Source organism: Lelliottia sp. (assembly GCF_045627565.1).
Lineage (GTDB): Bacteria > Pseudomonadota > Gammaproteobacteria > Enterobacterales > Enterobacteriaceae > Enterobacter.
In genome coordinates this window covers 71,862-98,647 of sequence record NZ_JAZQNX010000019.1, presented here as the reverse complement: position 1 = coordinate 98,647, position 26,786 = coordinate 71,862, and the positions used below count along the sequence as shown (strand labels likewise).

Here is a 26,786-nt window from a genome sequence, read left to right as displayed (position 1 = left end):
ACAGCTTTAAGCAGAAATATGCTCGTTCATTTCAAATGAGTTTCTGGCCCTGGTAATTTTAACATCCTCATCAGAGATGCAGACATCCTTAGCAAAAAGCTCGTTCGTATTTTTACACATATTGTCCTGGTGGCATCCTTAATGAAAATCACCTTGCTAAATTCGCAACGGATAGGTTTTGAGGCGGTATTCAACAGGACTAAGCCCGTTAAATTTTAGACTGATTCGTTGGGTGTTGTAGTATCGAATATAGTCCTCAAGAACGACTTTAAGCTCGTCAATATCGTTGAATTTATTAGTGTAAAAGCATTCTGATTTTAACGTTCCGAAAAAACATTCGGCGCAGGCGTTATCGAGGCAGTTTCCTTTGCGGGACATGCTTTGCACGATTCCGAACTCTCGTAACTGATACTGGTACCACCGGTGCCGGTATTGCCAGCCCTGCTCCGAGTGGAGAATTGGCTTTCTGTTCATGTCCAGTCTGGTAAGTGCCTTATTCAGCATGTCATCAATCATTGCCATAGCTGGACGTTCTGAAATACTGTAGGAAATGACTTCGTTATTAAAAAGATCGATGATCGGAGAAAGGTAGAGTTTGCGGCCATTGACAGCAAATTGGGTGACATCTGTAACCCATTTTTCATTAGGCTGGCTGGCTTTAAAATTTCGCTGCAGAATGTTGTCAACTGAGCTGCCCCGTTCGCCACGCCAAGAACTGTAGCGTTTAACTCTGATAGCAGCTTTGAGGTCAAGTAAGTTCATCAGGCGCTGAACCACTTTGTGGTTAATCACCCCCGCCTCCCTTCTGAGCGCCATCGCTATCCGACGATAACCATAGCGGCCAAGGTTCTCATCATATATCTCTTTGATTCTACACTTTACTTCATCATATTTTCCCGGAGAGCGAAGGGCTTTAAGATGATAATAAAACGTGCTTCGTGGTATCCCGGCTGCATTCAGTAGCTGATCAAGTGGGTAATGCTGCCTTAGCTCGTCAATAACGCGAACCTTATCCCTCACCGAACTAAGGCTTTCAGCTTTTGCAGATAAAGTATCCGCAATTCAAGGAATTTGATCTTCCTTTCAAGTTCATGTATTCGACGCGCTTTTGACCTTTCCTCTACGACCTCAACAAGTTCAGGATGCTCGGCCATATATGATTCCCTTTTTTTGCCTACCTTAAGTGAGCGTAGCCCTTCCTCACCATGCTCATGGAATACTTTCATCCATTTGGCTACTGATGCTGCACCTGCAACATTGAACCTTGTGGCAGCCTGAGTCTGGGACATCTGACCTGAAAGCACGGCTTTCACAGCTTCAATTCTGATTTCAGGATCGATAGTCACGCCTTTGTCTCTGGGCTTTAATCCCTTTTCACCATAAGCATCATAGGCTGCAACCCAGATTCTCACCTGGGTTCGGGGAATGTTGAAACGGGAAGATGTTAAACGATAGCCTTCTTCACTAGCAAAGTAGTGCATAACGACTTTCAGGCGTTCTTCAAAGGAATATTTACGTCCGGGCATGGGACTCTCCAGTTTGAGAGTCCAACTAAATGGGTGCAGTACAGTATCCGCATGTTGTTTAGCGGGTCTGGTGTCGTATCGATATCTGCCAGTTAAGTTTTGCCGAAACGGTAAACCCAGTGTCCGCACCTAGCTCATAGCAGACATGATTACACTGGCATGTTATTTTGAATTCACTTGGCGTACTGGAACCATTCAACGTGCTATGGTTATATTTTAAGGTTCCTTTTTGGAACCCTCCACGAAATAAATTTAAATTAAAATATTAAATATCAACAAGATAAAATTCAAAGCACAGAGACCCCAGCCCTTTTAACAGGACTGCAACCGGACAGCGGCAATAAAAACAGCCACTTATGGACACTGACCAGACAGTACGCAGACAGTGAAAAGACAAAAATATGCACGTGAAATGCACGTGCACTTTAAAAGAACCCCAGATTTAACCGTCTGGGGTTTTTCTTTATGTAAATAAGTGCAACAAAATCCCCCGCTCTCATACCTGCCTAAACACTTCAATAGTCGTGCTTTTTACAATCATTCCTTGCAAATAAAATCACATCACAAAGGTTTGTACTCTGCTACATCACCGTATTAACCGGCTTTCGCATTAGCAAAGAACAGCAGCACATGTTCAGTGTAATCATCGGCAGTTAGCGTGAGCGGATACGTTTTGCCGTTCACCGTCATATCACAATCAATCATTGAATGATCGGGAGCCGAATACCGAAATTTAAAACCTGTGCTGGGCTATCGCCCACAATCTCAACGGTTGCAGAACTGCCCGGCGGCAATGTTTGCACAGTGCCAACGGTCAGTATATTTGACGGTCCCGGTAATCCATTGTCCCCGGCTGAAACGAAAAGAGACCATGGTGCGAACGGTGGCTCAATAGCCATTACCGGCGCGGTGGCCAGATATTGGCTGCCGCTGTACTGCACTAAATCATTCTTTTTATAGCTTGTGGTTGAGTTCCACGGGCCACACGGATTAAACCCGGCATCAGCCGCTGCGGCCTTCGTTTCTTCTAAAATCTCCTCCATTTCCATTAAAATGCCTGGCTGCACCTGATCAGTTCTAAACGCGGTGAAATACTCGTTAAGCGTTCCCGACGGGCTATCCGCAAATAACTGAATATTGCCTGGCCATTTTGACCGGCCTTTTCCGTCAAGTTCGCAAACGTTGTAATAATTCGGCACCAGCGCTACCGAGTAGTTTGCGTCTTTATCTGTCACGACCTGCACTGTGGTTTTGAGCTGCGTTTGTGACGAGTTATAAAGCGATTCAAACGTTAAGGTTTTGGCCGGTAATGGCTTTCCCTCCGGATCCGCATAGATGCCGGAAATGATTATTCTCAATGACATTTCGTACTCCCTGTGATGTGAAGTTTTAAACACATCGACCTGCATACTTCACCCGCATGATCGTTTTATAGATCAATCCGTTGAAATTGATCTATAAAACCAATTTGAGTTAAGTCTATTAACCATGCTTTTATTGCGGCTTAATATATGATGGAGTTTGTAATGGAATGGATTCTTGCCAGAATTTTTTTGCTTTCGATAACGTGACCAGCCTTCGCTTTTGTGGATCTCGCAGTAGCCTGAACGGTCGCTAACCAGTGCGTGGCAGCCACGCACACGGCACGGTGTTGGTGTTCTTGCTGGCATAACGTTTAATCCCTGTGATCCTGTTCCCTGCGCATCAGAAACAGAAAAGCTTTTACCTCTCCGTTCTTCGCACGCTTATACAGCCCGTCGCGCAGCTCCGCTTCACCTTTCGCACGTCCAATACGGATAGCCTCACGATACTGCGCGTAAATATCGGGATCGCTTTTAATGTCAGGCAGCCGCAGGTTAAGCACATCTGCAACCTGCTGCTCTGTTAAGCGCCGGGCGGCATACGCCTGGATTTGTTCGACCGGTAAATTCATTCTTCACCTTCCCCGAACTGCGCCAGAGCATCAGCAACATCGACAGCGCCGCAAAACTTCGTCGCCTCAACCGGATCGCCCTTCACATACACCAGGACGTTTTGGTGCGTTTTCCCCAGCTTTCTGGACTTCGTGAACGGGCCACCAGCGCGCACCGGCAGACTACCCAGCGGCGAAACCAGAATTGCCTCGTTATACAGGCGCGCACCGGCATCAATAAACGCCTGGACGGTATCCCCAACAAAGTTGCGGTATAGACCTTTTTTGTCTCGCACATCCCCGACCACTATCACAGCGAAACGGTTATCCCGCAGCAGCGACAGCGACCGGGCAATAATCTGCCGGTACGCAGTCATAAAGGCCGGGTAATCCATCGTCGATATGTCTGCAGGGTTATCGGAATACACTTCGAGATCGGCATACGGCGGGCAGGTAAACAGCAGGTCAGCCGATACACCTGCAAGGTGCTCAACAATCAGCAGGCTAGCGTATGTTTATAAGGCATTTGGTTTCGTCCACAAAAAAAGCCCACACAGCGGCGGACATAATATTGAATTATTGATTGCTTAATATATATAAATCATATGGATAGTGGTTAATACCACGTCACTATTCATTACATAACCGCGTGACTTACCGGCGTAATGTTTCCCTTGTCACTCATTCAACTAATAGGGAAATAAATTGTGTGGAGTGCCCATAAAGCCGTTGTCTTCGCGCGTCAGCACGCTGGACAGCATAGCCAGAAAAGATGTGCAGAGTTCGTGTCAAATGCCATTCGTGCTGGCGGCGCAAATCTGCAAAACACGCATTTCGCAAAGGATATGAAAAGCAAGCAATCTCGTACTGGTCGGATTCCACCAGGTTTACGGCGAACCGATTGAAGGCGACGTGGCTGTCATCCAGGCCACAGCACACCATACCTTCGGGCACGCATGCATATATGACGGGCATGGTGTCTGGTACTCTGATTTTGTTCAACGGACAATGTATCCGGGACCGGAATACCGGGAAGTAAAACCCGCGTATGCAATTTACAGGCATGATTGACATGAAAAAATTAATGCTGGCAGCTCTGTTTCTGCCCGCTATTGTATCCGCTGCACAAAAGTTATCCCCTGAGGCATCCGCAGCGCTGCAGTTTAATAAGTGGTACATCTCGCAAATAATGAGCGGGAAAGAACCACTTACTGATTATGCAGCGTTAAGCCGCTACGTTACCCACGAAACGATCAGCAGGCTCAAAGCCATGGATAAACTGGATCCCAATGAATATGACGTGCCAGACGTCGATATGTTCATTAAAGCCCAGGGCTATGAAGATGACTGGGGAACAGTCAATGTCCGGGCGCTTGATTACGATGCCGCTTGCATGCAGGTGTATATTTCATTCGGCAAAAAGCGGGATCACACTGTAATTGACTGCATGGTTAAGGAAGATGGCGCCTGGAAAGTCCAATCAGTTGCCAGCATGGATATTTCTGACAACCTGCAGAATGAGTAAAATGACGATACAGGGGTACTGATGAAATGTATCTTTTGCCCCTGTAACATATCTTTCAGTAGCCTTAATGAATGCGCCCCGCAGGACGCACTATAAGGGCACTATTTTTTGCGGCGTATTAGCGGCAGGGCGACCGTAATCACACCGGCCACCAGCACACCATCAGCGAGCACCGACATTGCCCGCTCGGTAAAATCGACTGCCACCACCAGGAACAACAGCACGGCGATGGACAGCAGGCGAAGTTTGCCGATCACAGGTATTGATCCAGTGGCAATTGCAAAGCCTGGGCGATTTTCTTGAGCTGCTTCTCTTCGTCTTCTCCGATGCCGCCATTGTCTGCGACATCAAGGCACAGGCAAAGAACATCAACCGCATCAGGTGTACCAGCCCACCAAAATTCTCCATCGGTGATTACCAGAGTCATCCGATGAAGTCCTAAGAGCCCGCACGGCACAAGCCCTGCGGGCTTTTTTGTGCTTTCAGTTTGTCCGTTGTGTTCCGAGAGAATGCGTCTTCATCCTGTGATAACGGGCAAACGTTTAAGTAGATGGCAAAACGTACGCCTAAAACATATCTCCATTCGCGTAAGAACAGTGATAGGTAAAAGAGAGCGCCTCTCGCAGACACCGAATTTTTATCACTGAGTGCTGCCCTCCATGCCGGTGCAGTTTATGACCTGCTGCTGAACGCGACAAAAACAAGCCCTTCTGCTATCTACAATGTGCTCCTCAATAACAAACCTGAGCTGGGTCAGCCATCTTACCAACCCTTACATTCACATCGGTCTGGCGCAGCCTTCATTTTCAGTATCACCGCCTGTATTATTGGTACGAAAAGCACCTGAAATAAGGTATAAAGCGGCATGAAAATTCCAAACAGAATCCAACCTCTGATCGATGACGGTCTGGTAGACGATGTACTTCAGCGCCTGAAAAGTGGCAAAGAAGCCGACGTTTACACTGTCATGTGCGGCGACAAAATCCAGTGTGCCAAAGTGTACAAAGAAGCCTCGCAGCGTAGCTTTAAGCAGGCGGTGCACTATCAGGAAGGGCGTAAAGTCCGTAACACGCGTAATTCGCGCGCCATGCAAAAAGGCTCAAAGTTCGGGCGTAAGCAACAAGAAGAGACCTGGCAAATGGCCGAGGTCGATGCACTGTTCCGTCTCGCGAACGCCGGGGTGCGCGTACCGCAGCCCTATATGTGTATCGATGGCGTGTTATTGATGGAGCTGGTGACTGATGCAGAAGGCATGGTAGCTCCACGCCTTAGCGATGTGACGTTAACGGAAGAAAGCGCCGTTGCTGATTTCCACACGATGATCCGCAACATCGTTCGCATGTTATGCGTTGGCATCGTACACGGCGACTTATCAGAATTTAACGTGTTACTTGATGCTCAAGGTCCGGTGATTATCGACCTTCCGCAGGCCGTCGACGCCGCCGCGAACAACCACGCTGAGGCCATGTTTGAACGTGATGTAGGCAACATCACCGCCTATTACGGCCAGTTCGCCCCGCAGCTATTGCAAACGCGTTATGCGAAAGAGATTTGGGCGTTGTATGAAGATGGGAAGTTAACCCCAGAATCTCCGCTGACCGGTCTCTTTGTTGAAGAGCTTCAGGATGTGGATATGGGTTCGCTGATGGATGAAATCATTGCCGCAGAAGATGAGTACTACGATCGTCAGCGCGCAGCCCAGGAACGTGACGACCAATAACGGTGGAATGAGCGATGTTGTTGCCAGGTTTTCGTCATTTAAAACAGCACGCAGACACTCAGTCCACCCCATTAAATTTAACGGCTTATCCACGGGAGCGTTTCACATTAGGATGTTCTGACTCGTTTGACGTCTATTAATCGCAGGCTCCCTCATAAACACTTTCAGCATCATCGCCCTCCCCTTCTTCGTCGTGGCGATTGCCATGCTCGTACTTGCGGCTACGCGTAAAGAACGTACTTTTTTGATAGTCGGCGGGGTGTTTATGGCCTCATCAGTAGTCAACGCGGTGATAGGTTTGTCGGTATAAAAATCGCAATAACATTCCCCTCGTCTAAACCCCACTGATCCACTTACAGTTTTTTCCTAGAGCCGTGCCGCTTCGCTCGTGCCATCCTTTACACGCTCATAACATGAATAACGTTAGTTGAGGATATGATGAAAAAGACAATTATTGCATTATCTGCACTTCTGCTGGCGACGCCTGTTTTTGCCGCAACCACACATGCAACCGACGATACCGTTGCCGCCGCAAATGAAAACGCGAACAACGCAAAGCAAAAACTGCATGAAGAGCAGCACAAAGGCGAACAGCTGAAGCTGAAATCTGAACATGCCGCTGAAGGAAAAAGCGAAAGTTTTGGCAGCAAAGTGAGTGAAGATTCGCAGAAAGCCTGGCATAAAACCAAAGAAGGTACCGAGAAAGGGTGGGATGCCACCAAAGAAGGTACTGAGAAAGGCTGGAATAAGACTAAAGAAGGCGCAGCAGAGCTGGAAAAGAAAGTCACTGAATAAGCCCGTTTCTCCCCTTCTAAAGGCCGCCTCGCGGCCTTTTTTATTGCCTGCTTAAAAATTTCTCGAATAACTTTTCGACTCCATGCGTTTACACCCTGTCGCTCACTGGAGATCCCACGATGATTCGCCTTACACTACTTTTGCTTACGCTGATCCTGTGCCCGAGCTTACGCGCAATGCCTGTCAGCTATGCCATTGATACACACAGCACGCCTATCACCCTCTCCTGGCGCGCGTTCGGCGGCATTCTTTCCTGGGCCAATCTCGACAGCGCGACGGGAAATGTGACCTTAGATCCCGAGAATGAGTTTGCCGATCGTATCAACGTGAAAATCCCCGTCTCGACGCTGGTCGCCTCCAACAGTTTGCTGACGTGGCAGCTTAAAAGTGACATGTTTTTCGATGCCGCGCGCTACCCCAATATTGTGTTCAGCAGCACCAGAGTGGTGTCGCTTGGGAACGGTCGTTTCAGGGTATTTGGCTCGTTACAGGTAAAGGATGTTCAGCGTCCGGTGATCCTTGAGGCGGTACTGGACGATCGCAAAGTGACCGATGCGATCTCCCTTCACGCCACTACCGCCATCTCCCGTTCCGCCTGGCACATGGACAAATTCGCCATGGTGGTCGACGATCGCATCAATATCAAAATTGATATCCATGCCAAATCATGAGAGTGCAGAGTGTAATCGCCGTGCGCTGTCCTGTAATTGCGACGCAGGATTTCGTCCGATAAGGACAAATTGATAGCCCCGGCTATTCCACCACGCGACGTTCATGCCGTGTCGCGTTTCACGGGTGATATCGGTGCGACTTTCCTGCTCCAGCGGAGAAATGCAGAGCGCCATCGGGCCGTAATCCGCATGTATCCAGGCTATCTGCGCGATAGAGGTGCTCTCGTAGCGCAGGATGCGGACCATTTTAAGCTCCGCGCTCTGCAAAGCGAGTTGCTGTTCATTGACGTGTAGCCCGATATCCTGCGCCGTGCGCGCCAGCCCTTTTTGCAGTGCTGACGTCGAGCTGTCCAGATCGAGCAGCGTTTCAGCGCTATACAGCGACATGTATTGGGCCTCGAGATCGCGAATATGGCCATTTTCGTCGCGCATCTCTTCGGATGGGCGCGCCAGATAACCCAACCTCGAACCGATAACCAGGAAACTGAGCGATGCGGCGATCAACGCCCGACGGCTCACTCCGGCACGGTTCGTCGACTGCGCGTCCAGATAAGCGTCCAGTTTTGCCTGCATTCGCGCGGACGGTGCATCGTCCAGTAACGGCGCAAACGCGCCTGGATAATCCTGATTGCTTTTCATCAGCTCAGCGGTACGTGCGGCGAGTTTTTCATCGCTGTTTAGCTGTTGTTCAAAGGCTTGAGCGTCAGCGCGATCCATTTCGCCGTCAAGCCAGGCGACTATCGCATCATCGTCATAAGGGGGCGCAAAACGTAGCGATTTCAAGATCGTTTCTCCTTTGCCACCGGTCGCATGGCTGCCGATTTGGCAAGCGTTGTCCGTGCCGTTGCCAGCCGGCTCATTATCGTGCCAATCGGCACCGACAGCGTGTCTGCGGCCTCCTGATAGGTAAATCCCTCGACATACACCAAAAACACCGCATTTCGCTGCGCTTCCGGGAGGGCATTCACGCTCTGCATAATTTTTTGGTAGTGCATCCGATCCTCATTCTGCCCATGCGTATCCGGGGCGATCAGCTCGTCGCTGGGCACAAATCCCTGCCCCATTCTGACCTGACGGGCGCGGAGATCGGAGATCCAAATCGAATGAAGAATCGAGAACAACCATCGGTCGATACGCGTGCCGGGCGAGTATTGCGCGCTCTTTTCGAGCGCGCGCACGCAGGTGGACTGAACCAGCTCCTCAGCAAGATCCCGATTACGAGACAGCACCAGGCCGTAGCGCCAAAGGCGCGTAAGATGGGCTGCAAGATGTTGGCGAACGTCACTGGTGGTTATTTTTCATGCTCCTGTAAGGGTCAGGATTCCGGATGCCCGTTAATCGCGCTCTGGAGATCGCGATACTCTTCGCAATGTTGGCCGCAAATTCCGGCGATAACCTGCAGTTGTTCTTTTGCCAGATCCGGGCGGCCTTTCACCATCCAGGCCTCTCCCAGATATTCGCGAGCTTTGGCGTAATTCGGTTCAAGGGCAAGCGAACGCTGGTAATAACCGATTCCTTCGTCCGTGCGCCCCAGCTTACGCGTCGCGTAACCACGATAATTCCACGCCTCAGCAGTATTGGCATTTTTCAGCGTATCCAGCAAATTTAACGCCGCCTGGTACTCACCTTTTTTGGCGAGATGATAGGCATAGCTGGTTTTATCCTGATCGCTAAGGCGGGTCGATTTCTCGGGCACACACTGTTTCGTCCCGCTGTCATAAACCTGGCCTTTCGGGCAATCGGGCGTTTTGCTCTCGGTATTATCATCCCCCATCGCCAATGCCTGCGGTGCCTGGAAGCAAAATAACAGCATTGAGATAGCAAGGGAACGGGCGTTCAAACGTGGCGATTTGGCTTTCATTTTCTACTCCTGGTGAGGTTTGTCAGGTCAACAAGCTGTAAACGCCTGAGCCTCCCGTTCTATTCGACGAAAATGAAATTTTTATTGATATAAACATCATGCTAACTGCGTATTCATTACGTAAGCGTGAGCCGTTAATTCAAATAAACAATTAACGATAGCTTAATTATCATTTTGACTAGCACAGCATCATTATATTTCCAGTGTTATTTTAAACGACGGGCGCAAACATAATATATCTTAAATCCAATTATGCACTGCAACTAAACTCAAACTTTAGCCATTCTAAATTGACTATATATTTACATAACTCTCCGAAAAATATATTTATCACCCATCACGCCTTTCAAATTTCAAAGCGCATTAACAACCCATCGCACAACCCTTGTCTGGAGCACATCAAAGGCCGTTCAAACTGCATCATTCACATGCGTAAACAGTCGCTTCACACCGGCTTAACTGCGATATCAATGGCACTTAATTTGCTTAATTTGTTATTTGTAGCTATATCATTTTTAGGCAATCAAAAACAATACCGTTATAATTTACAAGGTTTTAAATAACAGATAAAAAGCAAATAGGCATTTTTCCACAGCACATTCTTTGAATAATCTGATGTAGCCACTCGATATGCTGGCGGGCATCGGCCGCTCTGAAGATAAATCACGGTGAGCACTATTTAAATAAATAGCGACTCCGCCGGGGGCGCTCATTACCCGCAAAAAACCTGGCTTCGTCTTGCACGCCATTAAAAAATCTGTCGGGAGTCATTATATATGAGCCAAATCTCTGTCATTTCGAAACTCACTGGCGTGGAAACCACCACGGAAGGTAATCAAGTCTCTTTGAGTCAATCCTCAATTGTTAAGCTCCACGTGGGTAGAGCGGATATTTCCCACTACGCCCGTAACGGAAACGACCTGGTCGTCAGCCTGAACTCCGGCGAAACCATTACGCTGAAAAACTTCTACGTCGGTGATGCGCAGGGCGCGAGCATGCTGGTGCTGGAAGAAGGCAACGGCGCATTGTGGTGGATTGAAGACCCCACCGCAGTGTAACATTACGAAGCTATCTCCTCGATTGACGCCCTTATGGCGGCGTCAGGGGGCGACGCGTCCGGCGGTGCCGCGATTTGGCCGTGGGTACTCGGTGGCGCAGCGGTCGCGGGGGGCATTGCCGTGGCGGCGGGTAGCGGAGGAGGAGGAGGTGGAAGTGGTGGCGGGAATAATAATCCCGGCAACCTGGGAAATTCCGAGAACCCTCTCAATTCAGACACGACGCCACCCAACGCGCCGACCAATCTCGCCTTCTCCGCGGACGGTACTACCGTGACCGGTACGGCCGAACCCAACAGCACTATCACGCTCAAAGACGCAAACGGTAATTTGGTTGGCACAGGCCAGGCTGACAGCGACGGGAAATTCACCATCGAATTGGGCACGCCGCTGATTAACGGCGAGCAAATCACCGCAACTGCGACCGACGCCGCAGGAAATATCAGTCAAGATGGCCACGTCACCGCGCCCGATCTCGTAACACCTGATGCTCCTACCCTGATTCTGGTGAACGATGATACCGGGAGCATTACCGGCCCTCTCACTCAAAACCAACTCACCGATGATGCCCGCCCGACGCTGAGCGGTAGCGGCGAACCCGGTACACTGATTACGATTTACGACAAAGGCGTGCAAATCGGCACCACCCAGGTAGGCGCTAACGGTAGCTGGACGTTTACGCCCGGCACGGCCCTGTCTGAAGGTAATCACTCCCTGACCCTCACCGCGACCGATGCCGTAGGCCATGTCAGCGTTCCCTCCGATGCGTTTACCTTGATGGTGGATACCCTCGCACCGAACGCCCCAGTGATGACCCTCAATCCTGCGGGCACTGAGGTCAGCGGGACCGCAGAGCCGAATAGCACCATCACCATTACCAGCAACAATCAGCCGATTGCGACGGGCAAAGCGGATGGCAACGGCAATTTTGTCATCCCCCTGTCCCCGGCACAGATTGATGGCGAGACCATTCGCGTTGTCGCCACCGATGAGGCGGGGAATACCAGTCTTCCAGCCACAACGACCGCCCCCGATAATATCGCGCCCGGCATGCCAGCAAATCTGGCTGTCGCAGCCGGCGGGAACAGTGTCACAGGCACCACAGAACCTCACTGCACCGTCACGGTAAAAGCCCCTAACGGCGATGTCATTGGTGAAGCGACAGCGGATGGCGACGGATATTTTACCGTCCCCATTTACCCACCGCAAATCAATGGCGAAGTGCTGCTCGTTATGGCAACGGACACATCAAGCAATACCAGCCTGCCGGGCCAAGCCGATGCGCCTGACACCACCGAACCGTTAGCCCCCGCTAATCCTGTCGTTTCCGGTGACGGAACCAAAGTCACCGGAACCGCAGAACCTGGCAGCACCGTGACCATCCGCGAAGATGGCGTAAAAATTGGCGAAGGCAAAGCGGACGATCAGGGCAACTTTAGCGTGACCATCGCTCCGCCAAAACTGAACGGCGAAATCCTCACCGCCGAGGCCGCCGATAAAGCCGGAAACACGGGGCCAACGGCGAACGCCACCGCCCCGGACATTACCCCTGCACAGACGCCGACGATAGTTTCCGTGGAAGACAACGTGGCAAACGTGACCGGTCCTGTCCCGCAAAGCGGGCTGACCAACGACAGTACGCCGACAATCACCGGCACCGGCGAGCCAGGAACGCTGGTTTATATCTACAGCGGTGACAACCAAATTGGCACCGCTAACGTGCTCTCCAACGGCAGTTGGTCGTTTACGCCAACTGTCCATTTACCGGAGGGCGGACATGTTTTAACCGCCGTCGCCGTGGACGATGCGCTTAACCGCAGTGAAACGTCAAACAGCTGGAGTATTACCGTCGACAGCCTCGCGCCTGTGGCTCCGGTGATTACCCAACTGGTTGATGACGTGCCGGGCCGAACCGGCGCACTGGATATCAATGAAGTCACCAACGATAATCGCCCAACGCTTAACGGCACGGGTGAACCTGGCACAACCATCAGCATTCGTCTTGACGGCTTGCAGATTGGCACGGCGCTGGTCAACGACGGCGGAGCCTGGACTTACACTCCTACGATTGTTTTCCAGAACGGGCAACACACCCTCACCGCAGTTGCCATCGATAAAGCGGGTAACGTCAGCGCGGCATCTGGCGGATTTACCTTCACGGTGGATACGACTGCGCCTCCGCCGCCGTCCATTACCACGGTCACGGATAATACCGGTGACGTTAAGGGAATCCTCACCAGCGGCTCACCGACGGACGAAACCCATCCTGTGATGCAAGGCACGGCGCCCGCGGGCACCACGATTGCCATTTACGACGGTACGACGCTGCTAGGATCTGCCGTGCTCGATGGCAGCGGCGGCTGGAGCTTTACCCCTCCGAATACGCTGACGGACGGCACGCACGTATTAACGGCGGTGGCGACAAATGCCGCAGGAACCTCTACCCCTTCTGGCTCGTTTATGCTGGTGGTGGATACCGCCGCACCCGCCACGCCTGATTCGCCAGACATCACCGTCAACCCGGACAATGCCCCCACCGGTACCCCGCTCAACCCGGGCGAAGCGACGCGCGATACCTCGCCAACGCTGAGCGGCACCGGGAATGCGGGTGATACGGTCACGATTTACATTGATGGCGTCAAACAACCCGATGTGGTCATCGTCAATAGTGACAATAAATGGAGCTGGTCGCCTGTTCCGCCGCTGACCAATGGCTCGTATGACATCGAGCTAACCGTCACCAATAAAGACGGCGCGGGCAATGAAAGTGCGCCGTCGCAGCCGGTCACCATTGTCATTGATACCGTTGCGCCGACCACGCCAGCTACGCCAGTGGTAACGGATAACGTCACGGAGATAACCGGCCCTGTCGGCGATAACGGCAGCACCAACGATCCGCGTCCGGTGATAAGCGGGACGGGCACGCCGAACGATGTGATCACCATTTACGATAGCGTCGGCGGTGCGCCAAAAAGTGAAGTAGGCCAGGTCACAATCGGTGCTGACGGCAAGTGGAGCTGGCGGCCGGATACGCCCCTGACACAAACGTCGCACACGTTCACCACCACTGCGACGGACGAAGCGGGCAACGTCTCGGGAACGTCTGTCGCCATCAAAGTGACTATCGATACCGATGCCCCCCTGCCTCCGGCGATCACTGATGCGGGCGGCGTGAGCAATAACGGCGCGACGCAGGATACCACCCCGACCATTTCGGGAACGGGCGTCAGCGGCGATACGATCCTTATTTATAATAACGGCGTGCAAATCGGGACGGCTACGGTTGCAGGCGGCGTCTGGAGTTTTACGCCTACCACCGCGCTGAGCGAAGGGCCGCACACGCTGACGGCGGCGCAAGTCGACGCGGCCGGTAACGTTTCCCCCCTGAGCCCGGTTTATACCGTCACCGTCGATACCATCGCGCCGACCACGCCGCAAATTGAGGACGTCTCTGACAGCACCCTCACAAACGGCGTGCTGTACAGCAACGATAACACCCCAACCCTGAGCGGTACTGGCGAACCGGGCACGAAAATTACCGTCTCTATCGACGGCAACGCGTCACCCGTTACCGCCACGGTACAGCCTGACGGCAGCTGGAGCTGGACATCGGGTACGCCGCTGACCGACGCCCCGCACGTCATCACCGTCACCTCCAGCGATGCGGCGGGTAACACTTCAGGCACGTCTACCACCAACGTGACTATCGACACCGATCCACCAGCGGCTCCGGCGGTCACCTCTCTGGCTATTGAAGGGACGCCGATCACCGGTACGGCTGAAGCGGGATCGCTGGTGATTATCATCGGCCCTGGTCCTGGCGGCACCACTATTGAGCTGGGTCGCGGCATTGCCGTGGGCGGTAATTTCTCCATCGCCCTTTCACCTGCGCAAACCAACGAAACCACCCTCACGATCGTGGCGAAAGACGCGGCGGGTAACGTGAGCGATCCGACCAACTTTAACGTCGTGGATGCCCCCGATCTGCCGGATGTGCCGGTCATCACCTCAATCGTTGATGATAACGGTGCAGGCAACGTCGAGGTCAAAGGCACCAGCTCTGACGACACGACGCCGACGATCAGCGGCACCGGTCCAGAAAACAGCACCATCACCCTGTATCAGAACGGTGTTGAGATCACCACCATTGTGCTGGGCGCAGGCCAAACCACATGGAGTTACACCGTTCCTGCAGGCAGCGCCCTGGCGGAAGGGGTCTATAACTTCACCGCCACGGCTAGCGTTGGGGCGGCTACGAGTGGCCTTTCTGCCGAGGCAACGGTGACTATCGATTTAACCGCACCAAACGCGCCGACCATTGGCACAGTCACTGATGATGTGGGCCCAGGCACCGGCCCGCTCACCCCCGGCCAAATCACCAATGACAATCAGCCAACGTTAAGCGGAACCGCAACGGCGGGCGATACCATCTCCGTTTACAGCAACGGCGTGCTGCTCGGCAGCGTGTTGGTTGGGTCGACAGGCACCTGGAGCTTTACCCCGCCGAGTGCCCTGGCTGAGGGAAGTAACGCCTTAACGATCCGTGCCACCGATCCGGCGGGCAATCAGAGCGGCGACTCACCGGCATTCACTATTGTGGTCGATACGATCTCCACCGCCCCAGTGATTGTGGGCGCGGAAGATAACGTCGGCACAACAGAAAACATTCCGACGAACGGCGTCACCAACGACACCACGCCGACACTCTCCGGCACGGCGGAAGCCAACAGCGTCATCGCGATTTTCGAGGGTGCAACGCAGATCGGCACTGCCATCGCCAACAGCAGCGGCGCGTGGACATTCACCCCTGCTGCCGCCCTGAGTGAAGGCTCACACACCTTCACCGTCAAAGCGACCGATCCGCAGGGTAACGTCAGCATGGCCTCCAATGCGTACACGGTCGTCATCGACATCACCCCGCCAGCGGTCCCGGTGCTGAGCACGGTGAACGACAACGTCACTGGCGGCGCGTTCGGCAATTTATCGGCGGGACAAGTGACCAACGACGCGACCCCAACGCTGAGCGGAACGGGCGTGACGGGCAGTACGATCCATATTCTCAATAACGGCATTGAAATCGGCACCGCAACTGTTACCAACGGCGCGTGGACCTTCACGCCGCCCGCTAATCTGCCCGACGGCGCTTACAACATCAGGGTTAACGCCAGCGACGCGGCGGGCAACGTCTCCGCGAATTCACCGGTGTTCTCATTTACCGTCGACACCACCCCACCCGCGGCACCGATTGTGCTCACGGTGCTGGATGATGTCGGCCCGGTGATTGGGGAAATCACCAGCGGCGGCACCACTAACGATAATCGGCCAACCTTTAACGGCACGGGCGAAGTCGGGGCCACCATTACCCTGCTGAATGACGGACAACCGTTCGGCACCGCCGTCGTCAACGCCCAGGGGAACTGGACATTCACCCCGACCGCGCCGCTGAGCGAAGGCACACACACCATTACCCTTAGCACGACCGATGTCGCGGGCAATACCAGCACGACCACCAGCACGTTCGAACTGACGGTCGACACCTTCGCGCCTTCTGCACCGGCCATTATTAACGCGACCGATAATGTGGGAAGCGTCCTGACTCCAGTGACCAACGGCAAAACCACCGATGACACCACGCCAACGCTGAACGGGACGGCGGCGGGCAACGCAACGGTGACTATTTATGAAAACGGCGGCGTCGTGGGTACCGTTCAGGCCAACGCATCAGGCGAATGGAGCTTCACGCCAGGCAGCGCGTTAAGCAACGGGAGCCATACCTGGACCGCCACCGCGACCGACGCGGCGGGTAACGTCAGCGTGGCGTCTCCTGGCTTCACGGTGATTGTCGATACCATCGCACCGCTCGCCCCGGTGATTACGCAGGCGCTTGACGACGTCGGCGCTGTCACCGGGCCGCTGAGCAACGGGCAAACCACCGATGACACCGTACCGCGTCTAATCGGGACCAGCGAACCTAACGCCACCATCAACATTTTTGAAGGGAACACGCTCGTTGGCACAACCACCGCCGATGCCAGCGGTAATTGGGCCGTCACGCTCAACACCACGTTCCCTGAAGGGCCGCACCAGTTCGTGGCGCGGGCGACCGATGCGGCGGGCAACACCGGCGATCCGTCGTCACCGTTCAGTCTGAACATTGACTTCACGCCGCCAGACATTCCGTTGCTGGTGAGCGTGGTGGATGACGTGGGCACCACGGCCACCATCAACAGCGGACAGATAACCAACGACGCGCAGCCTACGCTCAGCGGGACGGCTGAAGCGGGTTCGACGATTAAAATCTACGATAACGGCGTGCAAATCGGTAGCGTAACCGCCGCAGACGGCACCTGGAGCTTTACGCCAACGCCAGCGTTAGCCGACGGCCAGCATCCGCTGACGATCACCGCGACCGATCCGTCGGGCAATACCAGCAATCCGACGACGCCGTTTGTGCTGAACCTGGATGCCACCCCGCCAAATGCGCCGATCATCACAACGATTGTCGATGACGTCGGCCCGAACCTGGGAACGATCGCGGGCGGCACGCCAACCAACGATACGCAACCGACGCTGAACGGCACCGCGGAAGCCAACGCAGTGGTGCGCATTTACGACGGCACTACGCTGGTTGGCACCGCCACCGCCGATGCCAACGGCAACTGGACGCTGCCGCAAACCTCCACCATTCTGACCAACGGCCAGCACAACTTCACGGCAACCGCCACGGATGCTGCGGGCAACACCAGCGCGCCGTCGTCCATCTCCTCGGTCGTGGTGGATACTATCGCCCCTAACCTGCCGACCACGCTCGCGGTCATCACCAACGGGACGCACGTCACCGGTGTTGCCGAAGCGGGCAGCACCGTGACGATAACCACCAGCGGCGGAACCGTGCTGGGCACCGCCACGGCGGATGGCACCGGCAGCTTTAACGTCACTATTTCTCCGCCGCAGACCAACGGCGAATCACTGCTGGCGTTTGCCACCGATAAGGCTGGCAACATCGGCGGCAGCGCAACGGTGGTCGCGCCGTTTACCAACCTGCCAAACGCGCCGGTGATTGTGACGATTGACGATAACGTCGGTACGCTGATCGGCAATTTAACCAACGGGAAAGCGACCGACGACACCACGCCGACGCTGACCGGCACCGCGCAGCCAAACTCCACCGTCACGCTGTACAACAACGGCGTGGCAATGGGCACCGCGACCGCCGACATCAACGGCGACTGGTCGTTTACCACGCCCGTTCTCAGCCAGGGCTCGCACGCCTTTACCGCCACGGCAACCAACGTGGTGGGCGGCGTCGGTCCGGTATCATCGTCATCCACCATTGTTGTCGATACCGTTGCGCCGAACGCGCCAACCGGGACCTTTAACGCCGACGGTAGCGTCCTGACCGGCAGCGCCGAAGCGGGCAGCACGGTGACAATTCGCCTGCCGGACAATTCGACGTTCACTACCGTCGCCAACAGCAGCGGCACGTACAGCTACACCTTCCTGAACAAACAGACGGAAGGTAACACCCTACAAATCACCGCCACCGATGCCGCCGGGAATACCTCAACGCCAGGATCGGTGCTGTCACCGGTGGTGGCGCTGTCGGCAAGTACCAACGTTGAGGAGCTGGATATCAGCACCACGGCTACGGTCACTAACGCGCAATACAGCGATTACGGATTCCTGCTGGTCGGCGCGCTCGGCAACGTACTGACGTTACTGGGCAACGACACGGCGCAGGTTGATTTTGTGGTTTCCAATGGCGGCAACGCGAATATCTCGATCAACGCGAACGCCACGGGCGTGGTGCTCTCGCTGCTCAACACGCTGGAGGTGGTGGTTCAGCGCTGGGACGGCGTCAATAACACCTGGACGACGGTCGTTGATACCGGCCTGCCGCAGTTTGCTAACCTGCTCACGCTCGGCGCGAGCGGCGTGACGCTGAACATGACCGGGTTGGAAAACGGCCAGTATCGCGTCTTAAGCTACAACACCAATCTGCTGGCCACCGGGTCTTACACCAGTCTCGACGTAGATGTGACTGAAACCAGCGCCGGGGTCATCACCGGGATCCCAACCCAAAGCGGCAACGTCATTTATGACCTTGACCCGACGACGGGCAGCGATAACGCGCCAGCGGGAACCCGCATCACGGCCGTGACCGACGCGCAAGGTAACGCAGTCAACGTGACGGCGGACGGCACCATCATTCAGGGGCAGTACGGCACGCTGACCATCAACCTGAACGGCAGTTACACCTACACGCTGACCAACACCAGCGCCGCCGTGCTGGGTCGCACCGAGAGCTTCACCTATACCATCGGGCATAACGGCGCCACCGCCTCGGCAAAACTGGTGATTTCACTCGGCGCAAATACCGTCACCAATAGCGTTACGGCGGTCGACGATACGGCATCGCTGACCTACGACACCAGCGTACACGCGATCAACAACGGCCCGTCGTCCCAGGGCGGATTTACCGTCGCGGGCGTTAATCTTGGCAGCACCCTGGGGCTGAACCTTCTCGACGACCTGAGCAATCCGATCATCTACAGCGTGCAGGAAGGTACCACCCGCACCATGACCATTCAGGCCTCAGTCGGCGGCGTGGCGCTGGCGTCGGTGTTTGACCTGTATATCTATAAATTCAACGATGCGACCCAGACCTTCGAGCAGATGCGCGTTCAGCCGGGCTGGCTGCGCGCGCCGCTGCTGGGCGGTACATCGGGCACGCTGACGCTGAACCTGCCTGCGGGCGAGTACCTGTTCCTGCTCAATACCGCAGCCGGGATCACGGTGCTCACGGGGTATACCCTTAACGTACTGGAGGATTACGTTTATAACGTGGCGAGCGTGGGGGCATCGACGACGGGCGACGTGCTGGCGGACGATATTGCGCCGCAGGGCACGCTGGTCACCGAGGTCAACGGTGTCGCCGTTAACGCCACGGGCGTGACCGTTATTCAGGGTGAATACGGTACGCTGACGATTAACGCTCAGGGGAGCTACAACTATACGCTGCGCAGCGGGATCGGCGCGGATCACATCAAAACGCCGGATACATTCGTCTACACCATCACTGCGCCAAACGGGGATAAAGACACGGCGTCGCTGAATATCACCCCAACCGCGCGGGCGATGGATGCAGTGAACGACGTCAGCGCCGTGATGGACGTGACTTCCCTGCACCACACCACTGCGTATTCTGACACGACTGTGGGCACGGCAAGCTGGACCACCGCGCTGTTAGCGCCGACTCAGGGCAGCGGCAGCGGCACATTTGTGGTGGATGCCAACACGGCGCTGCATAACGTGGCGCTGCACTTCAACGTCGCATCGCTGCTGGCGCTGGGCGGGTTGACGGTGAGCTGGTCGATCAGTAATGGATCGACGGTTATCCGCAGCGGTTCATTTGCCGGCGGTGCGCTGCTGGGCGGCAAAATCGATATCAACCTCGGCGGACTGGATCTGGACGCCGGAACCTACACGCTGAACTTCACCGGCAACGTGCCGGGGCTGAGCGTCGGCGGCATCCTCATCACCCCAAGCGTGACCGGTACCGCCTACTCGCTGAGCCAGTTCGACTCCACCAGCGGGCATACGGTTAATGGCAATATCTTTGACGGCAGCGACTCGCAGGGGGCGACGGATCAGCTGCACTCCGTGGATACGCGCCTGAGCATCACCGGCTATAACGGCGTCACCACCACGCTGGATCCGTACACCGCCAGCACTGCGACGTCGACCATTCAGGGGCACTACGGCACGCTGTCCATCGGCGCTGACGGGCATTACACCTACACGCTCAACACCGGGGTTTCACTTTCCAGCATCACATCGAAAGAGGTCTTCAACTACACCCTGACCGATGCGGCAGGCAAAACGGACAGCGCCTCGCTGACCATCAACATGGCACCGCAGTTCATCAGCTCGGAGCATAACGATCTCATCACCGGGACGGCTTACGCTGACACGCTGATTTACCAGGTGCTGAACAACACCGTGGGAAATGCCACGGCGGGCAACAGCAGCGGCGATCACTGGACCAATTTCTCGATAAGCCAGGGGGACAAAATTGACATCGGCGATCTGCTGGTGGGCTGGAACGGACAGTCCTCTACGCTTGGGAATTACGTCCACGTGACCCAAAGCGGTAATAACACAGTGATCTCCATCGACCGCGATGGCGCAGGGAGTGCCTACACTAATACAACGCTTGTTACGCTGGACAACGTCCAGGCCACCTACGACGAGTTAGTCAACCAGCATCACAACATCATTACCTGATAGCAAAAGTCAGAAACGACCCGGGCGTTCAGCGCCCGGGCGCAGGCATTAGGCAGCATTTTTTATTAGGGACAAAGAATGGGAATAAAGATGCCTTACTGGTGGCTCTCGTGCTGCCTGATATCTGTGCCTGTTCTCGCGGCAAATCCGGCGGCGGTGATCAACCCCGGCCTGCTGAGCGAAGAACAGGAATTACCCTCACTGAATGGCCGTATCGCCCCTGCGCCGGGCAAGGCGGCACCGGGTACGCTCAAGCTTGGCGATGCCGTCAGTCGCGCGGTTAACTGGCATCCGACCATCAGTGAAGCCGTCGGCAAGCTGTATGAACAATCGGACGTCGTCGATATCGCCAAATCCAAATATTATCCGCAAATTAATGCGGGTATGGACAATGGCTTTACCCATAACGGGGACGGCAACAACTTTACCCCGTCGCTGGTTTTATCCCTTTCCCAGATGCTGTACGACTTTGGCAAAGTCGCGAGTCAGGTGCGCGCCGAAACCGCCGGTGTCGCCCAGCAGCAGGCCAACGTGCTGGTGAGCATTGATACCATCGCCCACGATACCGCGCTGGCGATGGTGCAGGTGCAAACCTGGCAGCAAATGGTGGACACCGCCAAAGAACAGCTGGATGCGCTGTCGTCTATCGGGTCGCTGACCCGTCAGCGCAACGACGAAGGCGCGACGTCGCTCTCCGATGTGGTTCAAACCGATGCGCGTATCGAAGGCGCACGCGCGCAGCTAATGCAATATACGGCCAGCCTCGACAGCTCCCGCGCCACGCTGATGAGTTTTCTCGGCTGGAATAACCTGAATCAAATCAGTAACGACTTTCCCGATAACCTGAGGCGCAGCTGTGATATCGCCGAACCGGACGATCGTCTGGTGCCAGCGGTGCTCTCCGCGTGGGCGCAAGCCAACGTGGCCCAGGCGAATCTCGATTACGCGAACGCGCAAATGACGCCGACCGTCTCGCTGGAACCGGAAGTGCGCCACTATCTCAACGAACGTTATGCGGGCAACGAAACCCTGGACCGCACGCAGTATTCCGCGTGGGTCAAAGTCCAGATGCCGCTGTATCAGGGCGGCGGATTGACCGCGCGGCGTAACGCTGCCGGGCACGCCGTGGACGCGGCACAATCCACTATCCAGCGCACGCGCCTCGACGTGCGGCAAAAACTGCTGGAATCACGCAGCCAGGTAATGAGCCTGCTGAGCACGCTGCAAATTCAGGGTCGTCAGGAAGCGCTCAGCGCCCGCACCCGCGAACTCTATCAGCAACAGTATCTGGATCTGGGCACGCGCCCGCTGCTGGACGTGCTCAACGCCGAGCAGGAAGTCTATCAGGCGCGGTTTACGCAGCAGCAAACCCTCGGGCAACTGCATCAGCTCCAGTTGAGCTGCCTGTATAACACGGGCCGTCTGCGGCATGCGTTCGATCTTGAGAATCGCACGATTCAGACGGTGGAGATCCAGCCATGAAGCCAACCGATATTCCGCAAGGTGAAAGTCTCTCCGAGGAGTCGCTGGAGCACTGGGCGCAGGCGTTTGGCTACGTCGCCAGCCGTTACCGCGTGGCCTGCTCCGCCGGTGCGCTGGTCGCGGGCGCGCCGTGGCTGAGAGGCAAACCGATGGTTCCCGCGCTCACACAGCTGGCGCGAGAAGCGGGACTGTCGTTTCAGCTATTGACCGTCACGCAGCAATCTATCAACAGCTGGCGATTGCCGGTAGTGGTGGAACTCAACGAAGGCAAAATCGGCGTGATTGAGCATTTTGACGGCGAAGACACGCTGGATATCTGCTTTATCGACGCCACGTCGCAAAATAACCGCGTGTCGATGGCCGCGCTGCTGCCCGCCATTCGTCACGTCGTCGCTTTGCGTCCGCTGGCGGCGCTGAAAGACAGCCGCGTCGATGCCTATATCTCGAAATACCGCCCGGACTGGCTTTACCGGCTGGTAATGCGCGATTTGCGTCCATACACCTGGGTGATGCTGGCGGCGCTATTTATCAACGTGTTATCGCTCTCCGGGATCCTGTTTTCGATGCAGGTGTATGACCGGGTGATCCCGGCGCAATCCTACCCGACGCTTTATGTGCTCACTATCGGGGTGCTGATCGCTACGCTGTTTGGCTTTGTGCTGCGCATGGCGCGCGGACACATTATGGACTTGCTCGGGAAACGCGCCGATCTGCGCGTATCGGATCGCGTGTTTGGCCACGCGCTGCGCCTGCGCAATAGCGCGATCCCACGCTCCACCGGCAGCTTTATTTCGCAGCTGCGCGAGCTGGAGCAGATCCGCGAGATGGTCACCTCGTCGACCATTTCGACGATCGTCGATTTGCCGTTCTTTTTCCTGTTCGTGATCGTACTGGCAATCATCGCCCCGCAGCTGGCGTGGATCGCGCCGGTCGCCGCCGTGCTGATGGTGCTGCCCGGTTTGTTGCTGCAAAAGAAACTGGCGGCGCTGGCAAAACAGTCGGCCCACGAATCGACGCTGCGCAACGCGGTGCTGGTCGAAAGCGTGCAGGGGCTGGAAGACATCAAGCTGATGCAAGCGGAAAACCGCTTTTTGCAGCAGTGGAATAGCTATATCCAAATCACTGCAGAATCCGGGCTTAAAACCCGCGAACTGACGCAAAACCTGATCAGCTGGGGCATGACCATTCAAAGCCTGGTGTATGCGGGCGTGATTGTGGTTGGCGCGCCGATGGTGATTGAGGGCACGCTCACCACCGGTTCGGTGGTCGCCGCCTCGATGCTGGCCTCGCGAATGATCGCCCCGATGGCCACGCTGTGCGGCGTGCTGGCGCGCTGGCAGCAGGTAAAAGCAGCGAAGGAAGGGCTGGACAGCATTATGCAATTACCGACGGAAAATCAGCGGGAAGAGACGCCGATCCGCCAGGACGTGTTGCGCGGGCACTATTTGTTCGATCAGGCCCAGTTCCGCTATCACCCGGAAGATCCGCGTATGGCGCTGCGCATTAATCGCCTTGAGATCAAACCCGGCGAAAAAGTGGCGATCCTCGGGCGCAACGGCGCGGGTAAATCGACGCTGTTACAGGCTTTGGCGGGCGGAATGGATCTCGCGGACGGCGAACTGCGCCTTGATAATCTCAGCCTGCCGCACCTGGACGTGGCGGATGTGCGGCGCAACGTCGGCTTTATGACCCAAAACGCGCGCCTGTTTTACGGCACGCTGCGCGAAAACATCACGCTGGGCATGCCGCGTGCCGCCGATGAAGAAATTTTCGCCGTGCTGGACATGTGCGGTGCGGCGAGCTTTGTGCAAAAGCTGCCGAAAGGACTGGATTATCCGATTATGGAAAACGGCGTTGGCCTGTCGGGCGGGCAGCGCCAGTCGATTTTACTGGCGCGTATGTTCCTGCGCGATCCCAATATCGTGCTGATGGACGAACCCACCGCATCACTCGACGAACACACCGAGCGCGAATTTATCCAGCGCCTGAATGACTGGCTCGGCAACCGGACGCTGATTGTCGCGACGCACCGCGTACCGGTGCTGGAACTGGTGGAGCGTGTGGTGGTGCTGAAAGACGGCATGCTGGTGATGGATGCGCCTAAAGCGCAGGCGCTGAGCAACAGCCGGATGCAGCAGCAACAGCAGGCAAATGGACGGGAGTGGAAAAATGAAAATCAGTCAGCGTGAAGTCGCCGCGATGGACGATCTGGATAACGCGCTCGATTCGGAAAGCGGTTACTCCGGCGCACGCAGTATTGTCATTTTTTCTCTGCTGCTGTTTATCGTCGTCGGCGCCTGGGCGTGGTACGGCATTCTGGATGAAGTGTCGACGGGCACGGGCAAAGTGATCCCCAGCTCGCGCGAGCAGGTATTGCAGTCGCTCGACGGGGGCATTCTGGCGGAGCTAACCGTCCACGAAGGCGATCAGGTGCATGCGGGGCAAGTGCTGGCGCGCCTCGATCCTACCCGTTCGGAATCGAACGTCGGTGAAAGTGCCGCACGCTACCGGGCGTCGTTGGCCTCCAGCGTGCGCCTGACGGCGGAAGTAAGCGATCTGCCGCTGGTGTTTCCCGCTTCGCTACAAAAATGGCCGGATCTGATCGCCACTGAAACGCGGCTGTACACTTCACGCCGGGCGCAGTTAGAAGACACCCAGCGGGAGTTGAAAGCCGCGCTGAGCCTGGCAAATAAAGAGCTGGATATTACGCAACGCCTGATCAAAACCGGTGCCGCCAGCCGGGTTGAAGCGCTGCGTCTTCAGCGCCAAAAAAGCGATCTGGAGCTGAAGCTCACGGATGTGCGCTCGCAATATTACGTGCAGGCACGCGAAGCGCTGTCGAAGGCCAATGCGGAAGTGGACATGGTGTCGGCGGTGCTGAAAGGCCGCGAAGATTCGGTGACGCGCCTGACCGTGCGATCCCCGGTGCGTGGGATCGTGAAAAACATCAAAGTCACGACCATTGGCGGCGTGATCCCCCCCAACGGCGAGCTGATGGAGATCGTGCCGGTGGACGATCATCTGCTGATCGAAACGCGCCTGTCGCCACGCGATATCGCCTTTATCCATCCTGCGCAAAAAGCGCTGGTGAAGATCACCGCCTACGATTACGCGATCTACGGCGGTTTGCAGGGCGTGGTCGAAACCATTTCGCCGGACACCATCCAGGATGAGGCCAAGCCTGAAGTGTTCTATTACCGCGTATTTATTCGCACCAACCAGGATTATCTGGTCAATAAAGCGGGCAGGCATTTCTCGATTGTGCCGGGGATGATCGCGACGGTGGATATCAAAACCGGCGAGAAATCGGTGATGGATTATATGATTAAACCGTTTAACCGCGCGAAAGAAGCGATGCGAGAGCGGTAAGATTGCGGCAATGGCTTGCACATTCGATCCCCTCGCCCCTCTGGAGTGAGGGTTAGGGTTAGGGAGAACATGCAGCTCAAGCGGCGGTTCCGTTAACCTCACGTTTCTTGCTTCTCTGTTGCTACCGGAACACGTGAACGTGCCCGGGTGGTTCAATCGCCACCACCCGGGCGCCCCCTGCTCCCAGCAAGAAAATCGCCGCTACGCGGTGCCTTCGTCTTTTTCCTTCCGGCTAACGGGGACGGGCGCAGGTAACATCCCTGTAAGTCGCGCCCTCGGCGCACATCCCTGTGCGTAGCCCCTACCGTCAGTCAACGCCTCAGCGATTTACAGCCGGAAAAAGACAGCGCTATAAGGCCTGAGTGAAATCACAGGTGTCAAATCGCTGTACGCGATCGGCCCCCTCTCCCTTTTAGCGAGAGGGGGAGGGGAAAATGCAACACCGTACATTTTTCCTGAAGCAGCCTCGCAGGATGTAACTTCTGTTCTGATCCCCCCTTTTCGCTTGCCTCGCCGAAGCGTATGTTCCTCTCACGCCAGCAAAATCTGGCGTCGGGATTGGCATCCCGCATAACCTACTGAC

Annotated in this window: 15 protein-coding genes and 2 pseudogenes; 8 read left to right on the top strand and 9 right to left on the bottom strand. The window is 55.4% G+C overall.

Translation table 11 applies throughout. The features are described from left to right. Nucleotides 1–156: 156 nt before the first annotated feature. The 4 genes from ACKI5T_RS11060 to ACKI5T_RS11045 all read right to left on the bottom strand — a co-directional run bounded on the left by ACKI5T_RS11060 (nucleotide 157) and on the right by ACKI5T_RS11045 (nucleotide 3,815). A protein-coding gene (locus tag ACKI5T_RS11060) for an IS3 family transposase (protein WP_407437418.1) occupies nucleotides 157–1,526 on the bottom strand; the annotation gives its coding sequence in 2 pieces (ribosomal slippage) (nucleotides 157–1,043 and nucleotides 1,043–1,526; 1,371 coding nt in all). Nucleotides 1,527–2,227: 701 nt separating this feature from the next. Continuing rightward, on the bottom strand, nucleotides 2,228–2,935 hold the full coding sequence (locus tag ACKI5T_RS11055) for a prophage tail fiber N-terminal domain-containing protein (RefSeq protein WP_407437416.1): 708 nt from the start codon (nucleotides 2,933–2,935) through the stop codon (nucleotides 2,228–2,230). 266 nt (nucleotides 2,936–3,201) lie between these two features. Continuing rightward, complete coding sequence (locus ACKI5T_RS11050; RefSeq protein ID WP_407437414.1) at nucleotides 3,202–3,459, bottom strand: hypothetical protein; 258 nt, start codon at nucleotides 3,457–3,459, stop codon at nucleotides 3,202–3,204. Then, entirely contained in the window at nucleotides 3,456–3,815 is a 360-nt protein-coding gene (locus ACKI5T_RS11045; protein WP_407437412.1) for a hypothetical protein, read from the bottom strand. The genes ACKI5T_RS11050 and ACKI5T_RS11045 overlap by 4 nt, the downstream gene beginning before the upstream one ends. 695 nt (nucleotides 3,816–4,510) lie before the next feature. Between ACKI5T_RS11045 and ACKI5T_RS11040 the strand changes: the two genes are divergently transcribed. Next, nucleotides 4,511–4,963, top strand: a complete 453-nt coding sequence (locus ACKI5T_RS11040) for a DUF3828 domain-containing protein (RefSeq protein WP_407437410.1) — start codon at nucleotides 4,511–4,513, stop codon at nucleotides 4,961–4,963. 101 nt (nucleotides 4,964–5,064) lie between these two features. Here the strand turns inward: ACKI5T_RS11040 and ACKI5T_RS11035 are convergent, their stop codons facing one another. Both ACKI5T_RS11035 and ACKI5T_RS11030 read right to left on the bottom strand, forming a co-directional pair. Further along, complete coding sequence (locus ACKI5T_RS11035; protein WP_407437408.1) at nucleotides 5,065–5,220, bottom strand: DUF3927 family protein; 156 nt, start codon at nucleotides 5,218–5,220, stop codon at nucleotides 5,065–5,067. Next, nucleotides 5,217–5,354: pseudogene (locus tag ACKI5T_RS11030) on the bottom strand (tellurite/colicin resistance protein); the annotation flags it as partial. The gene ACKI5T_RS11035 and the pseudogene ACKI5T_RS11030, both read right to left, overlap by 4 nt. 474 nt (nucleotides 5,355–5,828) lie before the next feature. Between ACKI5T_RS11030 and ACKI5T_RS11025 the strand changes: the two are divergent. The 3 genes from ACKI5T_RS11025 (at nucleotide 5,829) to ACKI5T_RS11015 (ending at nucleotide 8,149) form a co-directional block, all read left to right on the top strand. After that, a complete protein-coding gene (locus tag ACKI5T_RS11025) occupies nucleotides 5,829–6,683 on the top strand; it encodes a PA4780 family RIO1-like protein kinase (RefSeq protein WP_407437406.1) in 855 nt (284 codons plus the stop codon). 438 nt (nucleotides 6,684–7,121) lie between these two features. Beyond that, nucleotides 7,122–7,478 (top strand): hypothetical protein, encoded by a 357-nt coding sequence (locus ACKI5T_RS11020; RefSeq protein ID WP_015960108.1) that lies wholly within the window; start codon nucleotides 7,122–7,124, stop codon nucleotides 7,476–7,478. 119 nt (nucleotides 7,479–7,597) lie between these two features. Beyond that, nucleotides 7,598–8,149 carry a YceI family protein gene (locus tag ACKI5T_RS11015; RefSeq protein ID WP_407437404.1) on the top strand — a complete coding sequence of 184 codons (552 nt, stop codon included), beginning with the start codon at nucleotides 7,598–7,600 and terminating at the stop codon, nucleotides 8,147–8,149. On the opposite strand, the gene ACKI5T_RS11010 is transcribed toward ACKI5T_RS11015, so the two are convergent. From ACKI5T_RS11010 to ACKI5T_RS11000, 3 genes are read right to left on the bottom strand one after another with little or no spacing between them, the layout of a single operon-like run. Continuing rightward, entirely contained in the window at nucleotides 8,144–8,932 is a 789-nt protein-coding gene (locus ACKI5T_RS11010) for an anti-sigma factor family protein (RefSeq protein WP_407437402.1), read from the bottom strand. The genes ACKI5T_RS11015 and ACKI5T_RS11010 overlap by 6 nt on opposite strands. Continuing rightward, entirely contained in the window at nucleotides 8,929–9,444 is a 516-nt protein-coding gene (locus ACKI5T_RS11005) for a sigma-70 family RNA polymerase sigma factor (RefSeq protein WP_407437482.1), read from the bottom strand. The genes ACKI5T_RS11010 and ACKI5T_RS11005 overlap by 4 nt, the downstream gene beginning before the upstream one ends. Before the next feature lie 20 nt (nucleotides 9,445–9,464). Beyond that, nucleotides 9,465–9,962, bottom strand: a complete 498-nt coding sequence (locus ACKI5T_RS11000; protein WP_407437480.1) for a tetratricopeptide repeat protein — start codon at nucleotides 9,960–9,962, stop codon at nucleotides 9,465–9,467. Nucleotides 9,963–10,786: 824 nt separating this feature from the next. Here ACKI5T_RS11000 and ACKI5T_RS10995 point away from each other — a divergent pair. From ACKI5T_RS10995 to ACKI5T_RS10980, 4 genes and pseudogenes are all read left to right on the top strand, one after another. Then, a pseudogene (locus ACKI5T_RS10995) lies at nucleotides 10,787–21,352 on the top strand (BapA/Bap/LapF family large adhesin). 78 nt (nucleotides 21,353–21,430) lie between these two features. Then, on the top strand, nucleotides 21,431–22,834 hold the full coding sequence (locus ACKI5T_RS10990; protein ID WP_407437400.1) for a TolC family outer membrane protein: 1,404 nt from the start codon (nucleotides 21,431–21,433) through the stop codon (nucleotides 22,832–22,834). Continuing rightward, nucleotides 22,831–25,023: a type I secretion system permease/ATPase gene (locus ACKI5T_RS10985; RefSeq protein ID WP_407437398.1), complete on the top strand. Its 2,193-nt coding sequence runs from the start codon at nucleotides 22,831–22,833 to the stop codon at nucleotides 25,021–25,023. The genes ACKI5T_RS10990 and ACKI5T_RS10985 overlap by 4 nt, the downstream gene beginning before the upstream one ends. A gap of 10 nt (nucleotides 25,024–25,033) precedes the next feature. Beyond that, entirely contained in the window at nucleotides 25,034–26,203 is a 1,170-nt protein-coding gene (locus ACKI5T_RS10980; protein WP_407437479.1) for an HlyD family efflux transporter periplasmic adaptor subunit, read from the top strand. Nucleotides 26,204–26,786 lie beyond the last annotated feature (583 nt).

Bases quoted from the DNA above. Each gene is read 5' to 3' on its own strand.
- ACKI5T_RS11040 (WP_407437410.1), top strand. From the start codon at position 4,511: ATGAAAAAATTAATGCTGGCAGCTCTGTTTCTGCCCGCTATTGTATCC.
- ACKI5T_RS11015 (WP_407437404.1), top strand. From the start codon at position 7,598: ATGATTCGCCTTACACTACTTTTGCTTACGCTGATCCTGTGCCCGAGC.
- ACKI5T_RS11025 (WP_407437406.1), top strand. From the start codon at position 5,829: ATGAAAATTCCAAACAGAATCCAACCTCTGATCGATGACGGTCTGGTA.
- ACKI5T_RS10985 (WP_407437398.1), top strand. From the start codon at position 22,831: ATGAAGCCAACCGATATTCCGCAAGGTGAAAGTCTCTCCGAGGAGTCG.
- ACKI5T_RS11050 (WP_407437414.1), bottom strand. From the start codon at position 3,459: ATGAATTTACCGGTCGAACAAATCCAGGCGTATGCCGCCCGGCGCTTA.
- ACKI5T_RS11000 (WP_407437480.1), bottom strand. From the start codon at position 9,962: ATGCTGTTATTTTGCTTCCAGGCACCGCAGGCATTGGCGATGGGGGAT.
- ACKI5T_RS11020 (WP_015960108.1), top strand. From the start codon at position 7,122: ATGAAAAAGACAATTATTGCATTATCTGCACTTCTGCTGGCGACGCCT.
- ACKI5T_RS10980 (WP_407437479.1), top strand. From the start codon at position 25,034: ATGGACGATCTGGATAACGCGCTCGATTCGGAAAGCGGTTACTCCGGC.
- ACKI5T_RS11055 (WP_407437416.1), bottom strand. From the start codon at position 2,935: ATGCAGGTCGATGTGTTTAAAACTTCACATCACAGGGAGTACGAAATG.
- ACKI5T_RS10990 (WP_407437400.1), top strand. From the start codon at position 21,431: ATGGGAATAAAGATGCCTTACTGGTGGCTCTCGTGCTGCCTGATATCT.
- ACKI5T_RS11045 (WP_407437412.1), bottom strand. From the start codon at position 3,815: ATGACTGCGTACCGGCAGATTATTGCCCGGTCGCTGTCGCTGCTGCGG.